The organism is Streptomyces sp. 1331.2 (genome assembly GCF_900199205.1).
In the GTDB taxonomy this organism is placed as follows: Bacteria; Actinomycetota; Actinomycetes; order Streptomycetales; family Streptomycetaceae; genus Kitasatospora.
Genome location: NZ_OBMJ01000001.1, coordinates 526,154 through 543,867 on the forward strand (window position 1 = coordinate 526,154; position 17,714 = coordinate 543,867).

Genomic DNA, 17,714 nt, shown 5'->3' on the forward strand with positions numbered 1-17,714 from the left:
ACCCGCCGGCAGGGCGGTCGTTGTTTCAGAACAACACAGTGGACGCGAGCAACTGAGGACAAGCCCTCGGCCTATTAGTACCGGTCAACTCCACCCCTCACAGGGCTTCCATATCCGGCCTATCAACCCAGTCGTCTACTGGGAGCCTTACCCTCTCAAGGAGGTGGGAGTGCTCATCTCGAAGCAGGCTTCCCGCTTAGATGCTTTCAGCGGTTATCCCTCCCGAACGTAGCCAACCAGCCATGCCCTTGGCAGGACAACTGGCACACCAGAGGTTCGTCCGTCCCGGTCCTCTCGTACTAGGGACAGCCCTTCTCAACACTCCTACGCGCACAGCGGATAGGGACCGAACTGTCTCACGACGTTCTAAACCCAGCTCGCGTACCGCTTTAATGGGCGAACAGCCCAACCCTTGGGACCTACTCCAGCCCCAGGATGCGACGAGCCGACATCGAGGTGCCAAACCATCCCGTCGATATGGACTCTTGGGGAAGATCAGCCTGTTATCCCCGGGGTACCTTTTATCCGTTGAGCGACGGCGCTTCCACAAGCCACCGCCGGATCACTAGTCCCTACTTTCGTACCTGCTCGACCCGTCAGTCTCACAGTCAAGCTCCCTTGTGCACTTACACTCAACACCTGATTGCCAACCAGGCTGAGGGAACCTTTGGGCGCCTCCGTTACCCTTTAGGAGGCAACCGCCCCAGTTAAACTACCCACCAGACACTGTCCCTGATCCGGATCACGGACCCAGGTTAGACATCCAGCACGACCAGAGTGGTATTTCAACGACGACTCCACAACAACTGGCGTTGCCGCTTCAAAGTCTCCCACCTATCCTACACAAGCCGAACCGAACACCAATATCAAGCTATAGTAAAGGTCCCGGGGTCTTTCCGTCCTGCTGCGCGAAACGAGCATCTTTACTCGTAATGCAATTTCACCGGGCCTATGGTTGAGACAGTCGAGAAGTCGTTACGCCATTCGTGCAGGTCGGAACTTACCCGACAAGGAATTTCGCTACCTTAGGATGGTTATAGTTACCACCGCCGTTTACTGGCGCTTAAGTTCTCAGCTTCGCCTGGACGAATCCAAGCTAACCGGTCCCCTTAACGTTCCAGCACCGGGCAGGCGTCAGTCCGTATACATCGCCTTACGGCTTCGCACGGACCTGTGTTTTTAGTAAACAGTCGCTTCTCGCTGGTCTCTGCGGCCACCCCCAGCTCAAGGCGCAAGGCCCGTCACCAGGAATGGCCCCCCTTCTCCCGAAGTTACGGGGGCATTTTGCCGAGTTCCTTAACCATAGTTCACCCGAACGCCTCGGTATTCTCTACCTGACCACCTGAGTCGGTTTGGGGTACGGGCCGCCATGAAACTCGCTAGAGGCTTTTCTCGACAGCATAGGATCATCCACTTCACCACAATCGGCTCGGCATCAGGTCTCAGACTATATGAACGGCGGATTTGCCTACCGTTCGTCCTACACCCTTACCCCGGGACAACCACCGCCCGGGCTGGACTACCTTCCTGCGTCACCCCATCGCTCACCTACTACCCCGTTGGGTCACCGGCTCCACCACGTCCCATTGTCCGAAGACTCCGGGCCGGCTTCACGGGCTTAGCATCAAGAGGTTCAGCGTTGGCGCTTCAAAGCGGGTACGGGAATATCAACCCGTTGTCCATCGACTACGCCTGTCGGCCTCGCCTTAGGTCCCGACTTACCCTGGGCAGATCAGCTTGACCCAGGAACCCTTGGTCAATCGGCGCAAGAGTTTCCCACTCTTGTATCGCTACTCATGCCTGCATTCTCACTCGTATACCGTCCACGACTGGTTTCCACCGCCGCTTCACCCGGCACACGACGCTCCCCTACCCATCACAGCCTCCGTTGGGAGTATTGCTGCAATGACACGACTTCGGTGATGTGCTTGAGCCCCGCTACATTGTCGGCGCGGAATCACTTGACCAGTGAGCTATTACGCACTCTTTCAAGGGTGGCTGCTTCTAAGCCAACCTCCTGGTTGTCTCTGCGACTCCACATCCTTTCCCACTTAGCACACGCTTAGGGACCTTAGTCGGTGTTCTGGGCTGTTTCCCTCTCGACCATGGAGCTTATCCCCCACAGTCTCACTGCCACGCTCTCACTTACCGGCATTCGGAGTTTGGCTAAGGTCAGTAACCCGGTAAGGCCCATCGCCTATCCAGTGCTCTACCTCCGGCAAGAAACACGTGACGCTGCACCTAAATGCATTTCGGGGAGAACCAGCTATCACGGAGTTTGATTGGCCTTTCACCCCTAACCACAGGTCATCCCCCAGGTTTTCAACCCTGGTGGGTTCGGTCCTCCACACGGTCTTACCCGCGCTTCAACCTGCCCATGGCTAGATCACTCCGCTTCGGGTCTTGGGCATGCAACTCAAACGCCCTATTCGGACTCGCTTTCGCTACGGCTACCCCACACGGGTTAACCTCGCTACACACCGCAAACTCGCAGGCTCATTCTTCAAAAGGCACGCAGTCACGGCCCACCAGCAAGCTGATGAACGACGCTCCCACGGCTTGTAGGCACACGGTTTCAGGTACTATTTCACTCCGCTCCCGCGGTACTTTTCACCATTCCCTCACGGTACTATCCGCTATCGGTCACCAGGGAATATTTAGGCTTAGCGGGTGGTCCCGCCAGATTCACACGGGATTTCTCGGGCCCCGTGCTACTTGGGAGATGAGCAAGCAAGCCGTACAGATTTCGTCTACGGGGGTCTTACCCTCTACGCCGGACCTTTCGCATGTCCTTCGACTACCCATACGGTTTCTGACTCGCCCAGCCGCCGGCAGACGACTGAAGCTCATTCCCACAACCCCGCAATGGCAACCCCTGCCGGGTCTCACACCAAAACGGTTTAGCCTCATCCAGTTTCGCTCGCCACTACTCCCGGAATCACGGTTGTTTTCTCTTCCTGCGGGTACTGAGATGTTTCACTTCCCCGCGTTCCCTCCACACTGCCTATGTGTTCAGCAGCGGGTGACAGCCCATGACGACTGCCGGGTTTCCCCATTCGGAAACCCCCGGATCAAAGCCTGGTTGACGGCTCCCCGGGGACTATCGTGGCCTCCCACGTCCTTCATCGGTTCCTGGTGCCAAGGCATCCACCGTGCGCCCTTAAAAACTTGGCCACAGATGCTCGCGTCCACTGTGCAGTTCTCAAACAACGACCAGTCACACACCCTCAATGATCCGAAGACCACCTCAAGTGAGGCCGGCAACCACTGAGACAACGGTTACCCGTTCCCTCAGGACCCAACAACGTGCCCGACACAGTCAATCCCGGAAGCGTTCCACGCCGAAGCAGTACTAGCAGTCCGATCTCTTCCTGTGCCGAATAGTCAACGTTCCACCCATGAGCGAGCACTCCGGGACATTCGCCCGAAGCTGCTATGTGCTCCTTAGAAAGGAGGTGATCCAGCCGCACCTTCCGGTACGGCTACCTTGTTACGACTTCGTCCCAATCGCTGGTCCCACCTTCGACGGCTCCTCCCCTTACGGGTTAGGCCACCGGCTTCGGGTGTTACCGACTTTCGTGACGTGACGGGCGGTGTGTACAAGGCCCGGGAACGTATTCACCGCAGCATGCTGATCTGCGATTACTAGCAACTCCAACTTCATGGGGTCGAGTTGCAGACCCCAATCCGAACTGAGGCCGGCTTTTTGGGATTCGCTCCGCCTCACGGCATCGCAGCCCTTTGTACCGACCATTGTAGCACGTGTGCAGCCCAAGACATAAGGGGCATGATGATTTGACGTCGTCCCCACCTTCCTCCGAGTTGACCCCGGCAGTCTCCTGTGAGTCCCCATCACCCCGAAAGGCATGCTGGCAACACAGAACAAGGGTTGCGCTCGTTGCGGGACTTAACCCAACATCTCACGACACGAGCTGACGACAACCATGCACCACCTGTATACCGACCACAAGGGGGCGACTATCTCTAGCCGTTTCCGATATATGTCAAGCCTTGGTAAGGTTCTTCGCGTTGCGTCGAATTAAGCCACATGCTCCGCTGCTTGTGCGGGCCCCCGTCAATTCCTTTGAGTTTTAGCCTTGCGGCCGTACTCCCCAGGCGGGGAACTTAATGCGTTAGCTGCGGCACCGACGACGTGGAATGTCGCCAACACCTAGTTCCCAACGTTTACGGCGTGGACTACCAGGGTATCTAATCCTGTTCGCTCCCCACGCTTTCGCTCCTCAGCGTCAGTAATGGCCCAGAGATCCGCCTTCGCCACCGGTGTTCCTCCTGATATCTGCGCATTTCACCGCTACACCAGGAATTCCGATCTCCCCTACCACACTCTAGCCTGCCCGTATCGAATGCAGACCCGGGGTTAAGCCCCGGGCTTTCACATCCGACGCGACAGGCCGCCTACGAGCTCTTTACGCCCAATAATTCCGGACAACGCTCGCACCCTACGTATTACCGCGGCTGCTGGCACGTAGTTAGCCGGTGCTTCTTCTGCAGGTACCGTCACTTGCGCTTCTTCCCTGCTGAAAGAGGTTTACAACCCGAAGGCCGTCATCCCTCACGCGGCGTCGCTGCATCAGGCTTTCGCCCATTGTGCAATATTCCCCACTGCTGCCTCCCGTAGGAGTCTGGGCCGTGTCTCAGTCCCAGTGTGGCCGGTCGCCCTCTCAGGCCGGCTACCCGTCGTCGCCTTGGTAGGCCATTACCCCACCAACAAGCTGATAGGCCGCGGGCTCATCCTGCACCGCCGGAGCTTTCCACCCGAGAGCATGCGCTCCCGGGTCATATCCGGTATTAGACCCCGTTTCCAGGGCTTGTCCCAGAGTGCAGGGCAGATTGCCCACGTGTTACTCACCCGTTCGCCACTGATCCACCCCGAAGGGCTTCACCGTTCGACTTGCATGTGTTAAGCACGCCGCCAGCGTTCGTCCTGAGCCAGGATCAAACTCTCCGTGAATGTCTACCCGTAATCGGGCGGCACTCGCGTTGAGCGGCACGGCAACCACCGGAATAGGGTGATCCCGCGCACTGCGTCCTCGCTAGTGTTATTTCAAAAGGAATCTCCAACCCCAGGAAACCTGAGGCCGGGGATGTCAACATATCTGGCGTTGACTTTTGGCACGCTGTTGAGTTCTCAAGGAACGGACGCTTCCTTCGGGCCGCCTTCCAGCGGACCCTCCGGGCTTCGTTCATTCGTGCTTTCAGCTTATCAGAAGATTTCCGCCCCGTTTCCGGAGCCTCATTCATCGGATTTGCTTTCCGCTTTGCCGCCCCGGTCTCCCGCGGCGACTCCGGAACTGTACGGGGACGGGCCCGCTGCGTGCAAATCGCCCCTGACGGGGAGTCAGACGGCCTCGCGAGCGAGCCTGTCCTTACCGCTGTGTCTGCCCCTACCTGAAGAGGCGGTCCCCGCTGGTCGCCATGCGGTGGGTGGAGCCGTGGCGGTTCACCCAGTCGCGGACGAGGTTGACGGCGTTGGCGCACTGCCAGCTGTTGTCGTACTCGCGCACTCCGGTGAAGGCGCCATAGCCGGCGATGATGCCGTCCACGCGGGCGTCGCCCAGCAGCTTGTCGACGTACCACGGGTCGTTGTACGTGGTCGTCCAGGAGAGCGTGGCCCCGAGCTGGCCCGCGTCGCGGTCCGCGGCGCCTTTCTTCAGTTCCGTGCAGGTGTTGTAGCCGGCCTCCGTGCAGTTGCCGAAGCCCTTCGTGATGTCGCTGTCGCCGTAGTCCATCGCCCGGTGGCCGGGCGCGAAGCCGGAGCCGGATGCGGCGAAGGCGCTGCGGACCTTGTCGCGGCTGCCGGTGGTGGTGATGCCCTCCAGGGGGCCGAGCTTGCCCTCCAAGCTCTTCCAGCCCCGGCCGCCGACGTCCGGGGTGTTGCCACCGTGGTACTCGTAGAAGCCGTAGAGCACCTGGATCCCGGCGGCGGTCAGCCGCTGCGCCTTGTCGCGCAGTCCGGCGACGCTGCAGGTGCGGTTCGGCTGCTCCCCGCAGTAGTTCGGGTCCTTGATGTCCAGCCAGACCAGCGACAGCCGGCGCCCCGCGTTGGCGTTGGCGAGGATCCGGTCGATCATGCTGTCGAAGCTGGGGCCCAGCCGGTTCTCGCCGGCCGAGGAGCAGTCGTGGTAGGCGCGCCATTCGTTCGGGTTCCACCAGGCGCACACGTCGATCTCGATGCCGTTGGCGCTGTGGTTGATCGCGGCGTCCACGCCGTCCAGGGTGTCGACCCGGTGGGCGATGGCGTAGATCGGGTGGCGCTGGTCGGCTGCCGCCGCCGGGGTGGTGCCGGCGGCGGTGGCTCCGATGATCCCGCAGAGCGTCGCCATCAGCGCCGACGCCGTCCGCCTGCTGGGCCTGTGCCTGTGGTGAGTGGTCAAGGAAGGTGCTCCTTCTGTCCGAGGAACCGAGAGGAACCGAGAGGAACCGAGAGGAACTGAGGTGGACATGACTATCTCACCAACCGTGCGTTGACGCACGATGAACGAGCTATCCACAACTTCCCGACCGATCACCGGTGATGATGGCTCATCAGGCCGACCCGAGCACCCCCAGCAGGCGGGCGACCTCGTCGGTGACGGCCGTACGGCCCGCGCCGAGGTAGCGGCGGGTGTCGACCAGATGGTCGTCCTCGCGCAGACAGGTGCGGACGGCGGCGGTGAAGGCCTTGTTCAGGTGGGTGGCTATGTTGATCTTGGTCATGCCGTGCCGGACGGCCGCCGCCAGGTTGTCGTCGGCGACGCCGGAGGAGCCGTGCAGCACCAGCGGCACCGGGACGGCGCGGGCGATCCCGGCGATTAGGTCCAGGTCGAGGACGGCGTCCCGGGTCAGCATGGCGTGCGAACTGCCGACCGCCACCGCGAGCGCGTCCACCCCGGTGCTCTCCACGAAGGCCGCCGCCTCCCCCGGATCGGTACGGGCGCCGGCGGCGTGCACGCCGTCCTTGCCGCCGATCTCGCCGAGCTCGGCCTCCACCCAGACGCCTTCCGCGTGGCAGCGCGCGACGACAGCCGCCGTGGCCTGCACGTTCGCCTCGTAGTCGAGCGCGGAGGCGTCGAACATGACGGAGCCGAAGCCGAGTTCGACCCCTTCCCGGACGAGGTCGGTGGAGGTCACGTGGTCCAGGTGCAGTGCGACGGGCACGCTCGCGTCCCGGGCCACGGCGAGCGCGGCCCGGCCGATCGGAGTGAGCGCGCCGTGGTAGCGCACGGCGTTCTCGCTGATCTGCAGGATCACCGGCGCCCCGGCCCGTTCGGCCCCGGCGACGATCGCCTCGGCGTGCTCCAGCTGGATGACGTTGAAGGCGCCGACACCGCGGCGGTCCCGGACGGCGGGCTCGACGATCGAGCCGGTGGCTACGAGGGGCACGGTTCTCCTTGAGGGCCGCAGGAGGTGGACGTGGAGGAGGACGGGTGGACGGGCTCGACCCGGACGAGCGGCCGCAAGCGCCGGTGGTCGGCCGGGTCGAAGCTCCCGGCGAGCGGCGCGAGCACGGTCGCCGCGGACAGGGCGACCGCTTCGGCCAGCCGCTCCGGCCACGGGGTGCCGGCCACCAGACCGGCGGTGAGGGCGGCCACGGCGGAGTCACCGGCACCGGTCGGATTGCCGCGCGCCGCCTCGGGCGGCCGGGCCCGCCAGTCCCCCTCCGGGGTGCTGGCGAGCAGCCCGCCGGGACCGAGGGAGACCACGACCGCGCGGGCACCGGCCGTACGCAGCATCCGGGCGCCGGTGAGCGGGGCCACCGGGCCTGCCGCCGCGGCGAGTTCGGCCGCGTTGGGCTTGACCAATGCCGGGCCCGCGCCCAGGCCGGCGAGCAGGGCGGGCCCCTCCGCGTCGAGGACCGCGGGTACGCCTGCCTCGGTGGCGAGGGCCACCAGCCGGCCGTACGCGTCCGGGGGCACGCCGAGGGGCAGCGAGCCCGACAGCACGACCGCCCGGGCGGTGCGTAGCAGGCGGCGGTACCGGACGGTGAAGTCGGACCACTCCTCGGTGGTGACGGTGGGGCCGGGCTCCAGGTAGACGGTGGCGTCGCCGGTGACGTCCTCGACCACGGCGACGGTGCGCCTGGTGGTGCCGCCGATCGGGACGAGTTCGTCCCGCAGCCCGGCGGCCGCGAGCTCGGCGCGCAGGGCCTGCCCGGTGACGCCGCCGGCCAGGCCGGTGACGGCGGTGTCATGGCCGAGCGCGGCAAGCACCCGCGCCACGTTGACGCCCTTGCCGCCGGCCCGTTCGGTGACGGTCTCGATCCGGTTGCTGCCGTGGCGAGCCACCCGGTCGAGCCGGTAGGTCACGTCGACGGCGGCGTTGAGGGTGACGGTGAGGATCACGGCGCGCCTCCGGGTGGCAGTGCCTCAGCAGCGCGGCCGGTCGCGAGCAGGCCTTCGGCCAGCGGGTCCTCGGCCGGCGGGTCCTCGGTGAGCAGGCCCTCGGCCACCGGGTCCCCGACGAGCAGGTCCTGGGCGAGCAGGGCCGCGCCCAGGCAGCCCGCGCGGCGGCCGAGCTCGGCGGCGACCAGCCGGGGCGCGGTCCGGAAGGCCAGCCGCTCGGTGAGCGCTGCGGCAAGGGGAGCGAGGAGGTGGTCCCCGGCCCGGGCGAGACCGCCGCCGATCACGATCCGCTCCGGGTCGAGCAGGGCGACGGTGGCGGCCAGGCCGTCGGCAAGTGCCTCGACGGCCTCGGCCCAGACCTGCCCGGCCTGGGCTTCTCCGTCGACCGCACGCCGGTGGACGTCCTCGGCGCCGCTCGTCGTCATACCGGTGAGCCGGGCGTGGCGGCGGGCGATCGCGGCGGCCGAGGCGACGGTCTCCAGGCATCCCCGCCCGCCGCAGGCGCAGCGTTCGCCGCCGGGCCGCACCACGAGGTGGCCGAGTTCGCCCGCGATCCCGCGCGCTCCGGTCATGGCGCGGCCGCCGGTCAGGACGGCCGCCGCGATGCCCGTGCCGACGGGGACGAAGACGAAGGAGTGGCTGCCCCGGCCGGCGCCGAGGCGGGCCTCGGCGAGGCCGCCGGCCCGGACGTCGTGGCCGAAGGCGATCGGGAGGCCGAGGTGTTCCGCCAGTCGGTCGCGGATCGGGACGTCGTGCCAGTCCAGGTTGACCGCTCTGACCACCGTGCCGGCGGCCTCGTCCACGAGGCCGGGTGCGGCGACGCCGGCGGCCCGGGGCCGGAGCCCGGCGCGCCGGGCGAGCTCGGCGAGTTCGGTGGCGCAGTCGAGCACGGCGTCGAGGGCAGTCCCCGCGCCGCAATTCGGCCGAGCGGGCCGGGCGGGCCGCACAGGCCGGGTGGGCCGGCGCACGGTCCGGACGACCGTGCCGTCCGCCGCGACGACGGCGCCCTTGAGTTCGGTGCCGCCGATGTCCAGGGCGAGGACGGTCACGGCTGGTCGAGGATGATCGAGCGGGTCAGGTTGCGCGGCTGGTCCGGGTCCAGGCCGCACCGCTCGGCGAGGGCGACCGCGAGGCGCTGGGCGCGGACGAGGTCGGCCTGCGGGTCGAGGTCGGAGGTGACGATGGTGGCGCCGGTGGCGCGGATCTGCTCGGGCAGGCCGGTGGGCGGCGGCCCGAAGAACCAGACGACGCGGCCGGGGGCGCTGATGCTGATCGGGCCGTGGCGGTATTCCATCGCCGGGTAGGACTCGGTCCACCTTCCGGCGGCCTCACGGAGCTTGAGGGCTGCCTCGTGTGCCAGGCCGACCGTCCAGCCGGTGCCGAGGAAGGTGAACTGTTCTGCTGCCAGGGCGGCTTCGGGGAGTTCGGCGAGGACGGCGGTGCGGGCCTGGGCGGGCAGTTCGGCGGGGCTCAGGCCGAGGTGGTGGCGTAGCAGGGCCAGGGTGGTGGTGGCGAAGCGGGTCTGCACGACGGACTTCTCGTCGGCGAAGGAGAGGTCCACGACGGTGTCGGCCGCGGTGGTGACGGGGGTGGCGAGGTCGCCGGTGATCGCGGTCGTCGCGGCCCGGGCGTCGCTGCGGGTGGCGCGGGTGCGGGTGAGGGCGGCGAGGACCTCGGTGGTGGTCCCGGAGCGGGTGATCGCGAGCACCCGGTCGTAGCGGCGGGTGTCGGGGAAGGCGGACGCGGCGAAGGCGTCGGTCTCGCCGTGGCCGGCCTCCTCGCGCAGGGAGGCGTAGGCCTGCGCGATGTAGAGGGAGGTGCCGCAGCCCAGGACGGCGACCCGCTCCCCCGGTTCGGGGAGGCCTTCGGGCTTCAACTCCCGGGCACGGGACCAGCATTCGGGCTGGCTGGCGATCTCGGCGGTGACGTGACTGGTGGCGTGGCTCATCAATCCTCCTGCGCAAAGCTGCAATGGGATGATTGGATCTGAGCAAAAGATAGGCCAGTCGATCAATTTTGAACAGGAGGGTCACCGTGGAACCCACTGCGCACCGCTTCGCCCTGGCCGGCGCCCGCCTGGTCCTGCCCGGCGGCGTCGTCGAGGGCGACCGGCTCGCGATCGAGGGCACCCGCATCGCGGCCCTCGGCGGCGACACCGAACCCGGCGACCTCGACCTCACCGGACACACCGTCGTCCCCGGCTTCGTCGACCTCCACGTCCACGGCGGCGGCGGCGCCTCCTACGCCTCCGGCCTCGCCGAAGAAGCCCTCCACGCCGCCCGCACCCACCTCCACCACGGCACCACCACCACCATCGCCTCCACCGTCACCGGCGAGATCGACGACATCGCCCGCCAAGCCGCCGTCCTCTCCGAACTCGTCGAGGACGGCACCCTCGCCGGCATCCACTTCGAGGGCCCCTTCATCTCCCACAACCGCTGCGGCGCCCACCGCCCCGACCTGCTGCGCGACCCCGACCCCGCCCTCGTCCGCAAACTCCTCGACGCCGCCCGCGGCCACGCCAAAATGGTCACCCTCGCCCCCGAACTCCCCGGCGGCCTCGACTCCGTCCGCATGCTCACCGACCTCGGCATCATCGCCGCCGTCGGCCACACCGACTCCGACTACACCACCACCCTCCAGGCCATCGACGCCGGCGCCACCGTCGCCACCCACCTCTTCAACGCCATGCCCGGCATCGCCCACCGCGCCCCCGGCCCCATCGTCGCCCTCCTCGAAGACGAACGCGTCACCGTCGAACTCATCAACGACGGCATCCACCTCCACCCCTCCGTCCTCGACCTCGCCTACAACACCGCCGGCCCCACCCGCGTCGCCCTCATCACCGACGCCATGGGCGCCGCCGGCATGGGCGACGGCCTCTACCCCCTCGGCCCCCTCCAAGTCCAGGTCAAGGACGGCGTCGCGATGCTCCCGGACGGCAGCTCCATCGCGGGCTCGACCCTCACCCTCGACCGGGTCTTCCGAAGAGCGGTCACCCTCGGGAAGCTGACCCTCCCCCAGGCCGTCGAGTCACTCTCCGCCACCCCCGCGCGCCTGCTCGGCCTCGCCGACACCATCGGATCCCTGGAGACCGGCAAACTCGCCGACCTCGTCGTGCTCGACTCCACCGGCTACGACCTGGTCGCCGTCATGCGCCACGGCCGCTGGGTGCTCGGCGGCGAGCGCTTCGACCACGTTCGGGGCCACTGACAGCCACCGGCGGACGGGCGGCCGACAACGGACGGGCGCCCGGCAACGGACTGCGCTGACGCCACGTCCGGCGTCAGCGCAGTCCGCCCGGGCGGGCCCGGGTCAGCCGATCGACCACCGCTGCAGCGGTGAGCCGGTGTCCGGCTGCTGGGCCACCGGGGTGCCGTCGGCCGCCGAGTCGGCGGTGAGCAGCAGCCCACTGCCGACGGAGGCGAGGGCGTAGCGGCCGTCGGCCAGCAGCCGGACGGTCCAGTGCTGGTTGGCGCGGCCGGTGCACGGCCACTGGATCACCGCGGCCCCGGCCGCGCCCGAGCCGCCGCTGACGTCGGCGCACATCGCCGACCGGCCGTTCACCAGCTCGTACGAGCCGTCGGGCTGCGCGCGGAACTGCCAGAGCTGGTTGCTGTCACCGGACAGCGGCCAGGTGATGAGCCGGTTCCCGGCGGTGGTGCTGTTGTCGGCGTCGTCGAGCGCCCGGCCGCCGGTGGTGAGCGTGTGGGTGCCGGTGAGGGCCGGGGTGACGCTCCAGGTGAACGTGGTGGAGGCGCGGGCGGTGCCGGAGGAGGCGGTGACGGTGACCTTGGAGACGCCGGGGCCGGTCGGGGTGCCGGAGATCAGGCCGGCGGGGCTGACGGTGAGCCCTGCGGGCAGGCCGGTCGCCGTGAAGGTCAGCGGCTTGCCGGCGCTGTCGGTCGCGCTGAGCTGCACCGATGCGGCCCGCCCGACGGTGCTTGACTGGTCGCCGGGGCCGGCGAACACGACCGTCTCGGTGGCCGTGCCGGTCGGGGTGAGCGTGAGGATCTGCCGGGCGGCGGTGCGTCCGCCGCCGACGGCCGAGCCGGTGGTGTCCGTCCAGTACCGGGCGGGCGTGGTCTCGGCCGGGCTGCCGGCGGCGGTCAGGCCGAGCACCAGGCCGCTGTAGCGGTTGACCAGGCGGAAGCCGCTGCCGGCGGGCACCGGGAACCACTGCTGCCCGGCGCCGTTGCCGCCGCCGACGGTCGGGGCGGCGCCCCAGGCGCGGCCGGCGCGGCCGGTGTCGGCCGAGGTGTCCACCCCGAGGGCGCCGCCGGTCGCGGCGTTGACGATCCGGTAGGAGCCGTCGCCGTTGCCGACGAAGGACCAGGACTCCAGGGCGGAACCGGTGGCGCCGGGCAGCGAGGTGGTCGCCGGGCTGCCGCTGCGCTGGGCCAGCACCCGGCCGTCGCCGTTGGCGATCCGGTACGTCCTGGTCGGGTCGAAGGGCGCGGGGGCCGGCCGGCTGGAGCCGACGGTGAGCTCGGCGTACTGGCCGTCCGAGCCGGAGCAGGCGAAGGCGCAGTACGACCGGAAGGTCTTGCCGACGATGGTGGAGCCGGTCAGGGTGGCGCTGTCCAGGAACCAGCGGTACCAGGAGGCGGTGTGGTAGCCGCCGGTGTCGCCGAGCAGGGTCCACTGCTGGGTGGACAGGTCGGCGGTGGCGTAGATCTGCTGCGGGGCGTTGCCGCTCTGGTCGACGGCCTGCGGCGTGCCGAGGTAGAGGCCCAGGTAGGCGTCGTAGGCGATGTTCATGACGAACAGCGGTGTGCTGGGGGCGAGCGTCCCGGCGGCGATCTGCTGCTTGACGGTGCCGGGGTTGGCCGGGTCGTACTCCTTGGCGGGCGGCAGGTAGCCGGTCGGGTTCGCGGAGTCGGCGGGCACCAGGTCGCTCTCCCGGCCGCCCGCGCCGGGCTGCGACCAGGCGCCGTCGTACCACTTCTGCCAGCTTCCGGGCGCCATCTTGGCGGCGATCGGGGCCCGGGCGACGTGCTGCTGGAAGGCGCCCCAGCTGCCGCCCTTGTCGACGATCCGCGAGCCGTAGAAGACGTAGAAGTAGCCGGAGGCGGTGTCCGTGAACAGGCGCTGGTCGCCGTCGCCGTAGGAGTAGGTCTGGGCGGGGAAGGCGGCGGTGTCGCCGCGGGTGGTGCTGTACGGCGAGGTGATGGCGTGGTCCCGGATGGTCCAGGTCCGGCCCTGGTCGGTGGAGACGGCGTAGTCGATGGCGTCGTAGTGCAGGCCGTCGCCGAAGGGCTGCGGGGTGAACTCGTTGTGCACCAGGCCGTACCAGTCGCCGGTGTCCGGGTCGACCCAGACGCCCGACAGGTCGCAGTAGTTGCGCTGGGCGTAGCCCGAGCCGGTCGGTGCGTAGCTGGACTGCCGGCCGGTGGGGCTGTTGTTGCAGCGTGCGGTGGTGTCGTCGTTGCGGTCGGTGGGGTCGGCGGGGTTGACGGCGTCGCTGATCGTGGCGGACCTGGTGGCGTGGTCGAAGTCGCGGCCGGTGTAGAAGTCCCACTGCCGGGAGTCGTTCGCGCCGTAGAGGGAGTGCGACTGCTGGAAGTAGAAGGTGCCGTCCTTGTCCGTGTAGACGGCGGCCGGGGTGTCGTCCGGGTACGGGTACGAGCCGGTCTTCCCGACCGTGACGGTGTACGTGGCGGCGGTCGGGGGTGCGGGCGGCGGCGCAGCCGGGCGGGCGGCGGCCGGGGCGGCGGTGAGGGCACCGGTGCCGAAGGCGGCCAGGGCGGCGGCGGTGAGGGCTGCGAGCAATCGGCGTCGATGGGCTGGCACTTGTTCTCCTCTTCCCTGTGGGGGTGGGGGTGCGGAACGGGAGACGCGGCCGGGGGACGGCGGTTCCGGCCGTCGGCCATGCGGAAGATACGGTCGGGTTGACCGGTAAATCAAGAGAGCTGGCAGAAACCCTCGAAGCGCGCTGAGATCCCGCTGCTTGACGGCCCCGCAGCGGTGTCCTAGGTTGCACGGGAACCAAGTTGACCGGTCAATTCCGAAGGACCCCCATGGTGACGATGCAGGACGTGGCCGAGCGCGCCGGGGTCACCAAGCAGACCGTCTCCAACGTCATCAGGGGCCGGGGAGCCGTGAGTTCGGCGACCGCCGCGCGGGTGCGTGCCGCGGTCGAGGAGCTGGGCTACACGCCCAACCTGGTCGCGCGTTCGCTGGCCACCGGCGCCACCAGGACGGTGGGCCTGTTCGTCCCGACCGTGACGGCGCCCTTCTACGCCTCGATCGTCGAGGAGGTCGAGGACGTCCTCGACGAGAACGGCTACCACCTGCTGCTGTGCACCACCCGCCTCGACGGCGAGCGCGCCGCGCGGCACCTGGCGGGCCTGACCAGCCGCTCGGTGGACGCGCTGCTGATCGCCGGCGACCGGGACCTGATCGACCACCTGCCGCCGCTCGCCGAAGCCTCCTTCCCGGTCGCCCTGTGCGCCTGGGAGACCGACACCCCCGACCGCTTCCCGGTGATCACCATCGACTACGAGCGCGCCGGGCAGCTGGCCGGACGCCACCTGCGCGAGCTCGGGCACGAGCGCGTCGCCGTCCTCGCCAGCCCCGACCACGCCCCGCGGGTCGCGGGCTTCCGCCGCGCCTTCGCCGCCGACGGCCTCACCGTCCCCGACACGGCCGTCCACCTCGCGCCCGAACCCACCCCGGCGGGCGGGTACGCGGCGGCGAGCGCCGCGCTGGCCGCCGACCCGGGGATCACCGCGCTCTTCGCCACCCACGACGTCCTCGCCCTCGGCGCCCTGGAGGCCGCCCGCGCCGCCGGCCGCTGCGTCCCGCACGACCTGTCGATCGTCGGCCACGACGACAGCCCGGAGATCGGGCTCGCCCGGCCCGCCCTCACCAGCGTCGCCATCCCCAAGCGGGAGATGGCCCGGGAGGCGGTCGAACTGCTGCTGCGCGCCCTCCGCCGGTCGGGCGCCCCGGCCAACTCGCTCCAGCTGCTGCGCCCGGAGCTCGTCGTCCGGGACAGCACCGGGCCCGCCGTCGACATCGGGCCGGCGGCCGACACCGGGCCGGTCGGCGGGCAGCGTGCGCAGTTCTGCGCGGAGTCCTCCCCGTGCGGCGGCGCACTACACTTCCGACATGCTCAAAGCTGACCGCACCTCCAGGATCCTCGCGCACCTCACCGAGGCGGGCAGCGCCGACGTGCACGAGCTGGCCGAACTCCTGCGGGTCTCCTCGGCCACCGTCCGCCGGGACCTCCAGGAGCTCCACGACCAGGGCCTGCTGCACCGCACCCGCGGCGGGGCGGTCACCGGCGCCGTCAACCTCGAACTGCCGCTGCGCCACAAGCACGGCACCCGGCAGGCGGAGAAGCGCCGGATCGCGCTCGCGGCGGACCGGCTGGTGCCGGACGGCGCGGTGGTGGGGCTGACCGGCGGCTCGACGACGAGCGAGCTGGCCCGCGTGCTGGCCGAGCGCGGCGGGATCACCATCGTGACCAACGCCGTCAACATCGCGGCCGACCTGATCGTGCGCCCGGACGTCCGCCTGGTGGTGGTCGGCGGCATCGCCCGGACCACCAGCTACGAACTGGTGGGCCCCGCCGCGGACCGGATGCTCGCCCAGTACCACCTCGACCTCGCCTTCATCGGCGTGGACGGCCTGACCCCGCAGGAGGGCTGCACCACCCACGACGAGATGGAGGCGCAGACCGACCGCGCGTTCCTGCGCAGCAGCGCGCGCTCGGTGGTCCTGGCCGACAGCAGCAAGATCGGCCGGGTCACCTTCGCCCGGATCTGCCCGCTCACCGAGGTGGACGACCTGGTCACCGACACCGAGGCCGACGCGGCCGAGGAGGAGGCCTTCGCCGCCTGCGGGGTGCGGGTCCAGCGGGTCTGACTCCCGCGCACCACCCACGACGCCCGGCCGGGGCCTCCCCGGCCGGGCTTTTCCGTGGCTCCGGGCGGGCTTTTCTGCCGTTCCGCCGTTGACATGGCCCCTCGGACGCAGCAAGCTCTTTCAAACCTGCGCAAAACCAGCTCACTTCAAGCATCTGCGATCACCAGATCAAGCACGAACGAAGGCGGTCCCTGCGGTGGACAAACGGATACCGGCCCTCCTCACGGTGTGTGCCCTCGGCGCCCTCACCCTCACCTCCTGCGGCAGCAGCGGCAGTAGCGGCGGCGGAACCGACGCCGACGGCAAGGTGACGCTCAAACTCGTCGCCGCCGACTACGGGGACAAGGAGTCCAACAGCTCCAAGGCCTACTGGAACGGCGTCGCCACCGCCTTCACGGCAGCCAACCCCGACATCAGGGTCGACGTCCAGGTGGTCAACTGGAACGACATCGACCAGCAGGTCAAGACGATGATCCAGAGCGGCAACGTGCCGGACGTCCTGCAGACCGGCGGCTACGCCGACAAGGTCGCCGACGACCTCCTCTACAAGGCGGAGGACGTGCTCTCCCCCGCCACCCGGGGCAACCTGATCGACAGCTTCGCCAGGGCCGGCCAGGTCAAGGGCGTGCAGTACGGCATCCCGTTCGTCTCCTCCGCCCGGCTCCTGTTCTACAACAAGGCGCTCCTCCAGCAGGCCGGCGTCGCCCAACCCCCCACCACCTGGGAGGAGTTGCGCCAAGCCGCCGAACAGGTCAAGGCCAAGGTCCCCGGCGTCACCCCGTACGCGCTGCCGCTCGGCCCCGAGGAGGCCCAGGGCGAGAGCATGATCTGGGAGCTCGGCAACGGCGGCGGCCCCACCGCCAAGGACGGCTCGTACGCCCTGGACAGCCAGGCCGACATCGACACCTTCCGCTGGCTCAGGACCAACCTGGTCGACCCCGGCCTGACCTACGCCAACCCCGCCACCACCGACCGCAAGACCGCCTTCGCGGACTTCGCGGCCGGCAAGGCCGCCATGCTCGACGGCCACCCGTCGCTGATCCGGATGGCGAAGGAGGGCAAGGTCGACTACGGCGTCGCGCCCATCCCCGGCAAGGCGGGCCCGCTCGGCTCCACCCTCGGCGTCGCGGACTGGATGATGGCCTTCAAGAAGAACGGCCACCGCGACCAGATCAGGAAGTTCCTCGACTTCGCGTACGCCAAGGACAACATGCTGAAGTTCGACGAGACCTACAACCTGCTGCCCGTCACCCAGGACACGCTCAGCGCGCTGACGGCCGGCGGGAACCACAAGGACCTCGAACCCTTCTTCGCCGTCCTGCCGAACGCCGTCTTCTACCCGCTCGGCGACACCACCTGGGACGTGGTCTCGGCCGAGCTCAAGAAGGGCATCGGCAGTGCCGTCTCGGGCGACCCGGCCAAGGTGCTCGCCGACCTGCAGAAGAAGGCCCAGGACGCCGTCGCGAACAAGTGACCCGCCCGCACGGCCGCCCCGCGAAA

Annotated in this window: 10 protein-coding genes and 2 rRNA genes; 4 read left to right on the top strand and 8 right to left on the bottom strand. The window is 68.5% G+C overall.

Annotated features, from left to right (window positions below):
• Positions 1-54 precede the first annotated feature (54 nt).
• From CRP52_RS02395 to CRP52_RS02425, 7 genes are all read right to left on the bottom strand, one after another.
• Positions 55-3,174 (bottom strand): 23S ribosomal RNA (locus CRP52_RS02395).
• 274 nt (positions 3,175-3,448) lie between these two features.
• Positions 3,449-4,972: ribosomal RNA gene (locus CRP52_RS02400) — 16S ribosomal RNA — on the bottom strand.
• Together the 16S and 23S rRNA genes form the textbook arrangement of a ribosomal RNA operon.
• Positions 4,973-5,405: 433 nt before the next feature.
• A complete protein-coding gene (locus CRP52_RS02405) occupies positions 5,406-6,395 on the bottom strand; it encodes a phospholipase (protein ID WP_257032239.1) in 990 nt (329 codons plus the stop codon).
• A gap of 151 nt (positions 6,396-6,546) precedes the next feature.
• Entirely contained in the window at positions 6,547-7,383 is an 837-nt protein-coding gene (locus CRP52_RS02410) for a class II fructose-bisphosphate aldolase (RefSeq protein ID WP_097234845.1), read from the bottom strand.
• The gene (locus CRP52_RS02415; RefSeq protein WP_097234846.1) at positions 7,371-8,342 is read right to left on the bottom strand and encodes a 1-phosphofructokinase family hexose kinase; all 972 of its coding nucleotides are present in this window, start codon (positions 8,340-8,342) and stop codon (positions 7,371-7,373) included. Before CRP52_RS02415 ends, CRP52_RS02410 begins: the two co-directional genes overlap by 13 nt.
• A complete protein-coding gene (locus tag CRP52_RS02420) occupies positions 8,339-9,391 on the bottom strand; it encodes an ROK family protein (RefSeq protein WP_097234847.1) in 1,053 nt (350 codons plus the stop codon). Before CRP52_RS02420 ends, CRP52_RS02415 begins: the two co-directional genes overlap by 4 nt.
• Positions 9,388-10,290, bottom strand: a complete 903-nt coding sequence (locus CRP52_RS02425) for an SIS domain-containing protein (RefSeq protein WP_097234848.1) — start codon at positions 10,288-10,290, stop codon at positions 9,388-9,390. The genes CRP52_RS02420 and CRP52_RS02425 overlap by 4 nt, the downstream gene beginning before the upstream one ends.
• An 86-nt stretch (positions 10,291-10,376) precedes the next feature.
• Between CRP52_RS02425 and nagA the strand changes: the two genes are divergently transcribed.
• Positions 10,377-11,555, top strand: coding sequence for an N-acetylglucosamine-6-phosphate deacetylase (gene nagA / locus CRP52_RS02430; protein WP_257032240.1), 1,179 nt, complete (start codon positions 10,377-10,379; stop codon positions 11,553-11,555).
• A gap of 102 nt (positions 11,556-11,657) precedes the next feature.
• Here the strand turns inward: nagA and CRP52_RS02435 are convergent, their stop codons facing one another.
• Positions 11,658-14,135, bottom strand: a complete 2,478-nt coding sequence (locus CRP52_RS02435) for an RICIN domain-containing protein (RefSeq protein ID WP_097234850.1) — start codon at positions 14,133-14,135, stop codon at positions 11,658-11,660.
• A gap of 227 nt (positions 14,136-14,362) precedes the next feature.
• Here CRP52_RS02435 and CRP52_RS02440 point away from each other — a divergent pair, with 227 nt between their 5' ends.
• The 3 genes from CRP52_RS02440 (at position 14,363) to CRP52_RS02450 (ending at position 17,688) form a co-directional block, all read left to right on the top strand.
• The gene (locus CRP52_RS02440) at positions 14,363-15,469 is read left to right on the top strand and encodes a LacI family DNA-binding transcriptional regulator (protein ID WP_097234851.1); all 1,107 of its coding nucleotides are present in this window, start codon (positions 14,363-14,365) and stop codon (positions 15,467-15,469) included.
• Positions 15,456-16,214, top strand: a complete 759-nt coding sequence (locus tag CRP52_RS02445; protein WP_097234852.1) for a DeoR/GlpR family DNA-binding transcription regulator — start codon at positions 15,456-15,458, stop codon at positions 16,212-16,214. The genes CRP52_RS02440 and CRP52_RS02445 overlap by 14 nt, the downstream gene beginning before the upstream one ends.
• Positions 16,215-16,410: 196 nt before the next feature.
• On the top strand, positions 16,411-17,688 hold the full coding sequence (locus tag CRP52_RS02450) for an extracellular solute-binding protein (RefSeq protein ID WP_097234853.1): 1,278 nt from the start codon (positions 16,411-16,413) through the stop codon (positions 17,686-17,688).
• The last annotated feature ends 26 nt before the right edge of the window (positions 17,689-17,714 follow it).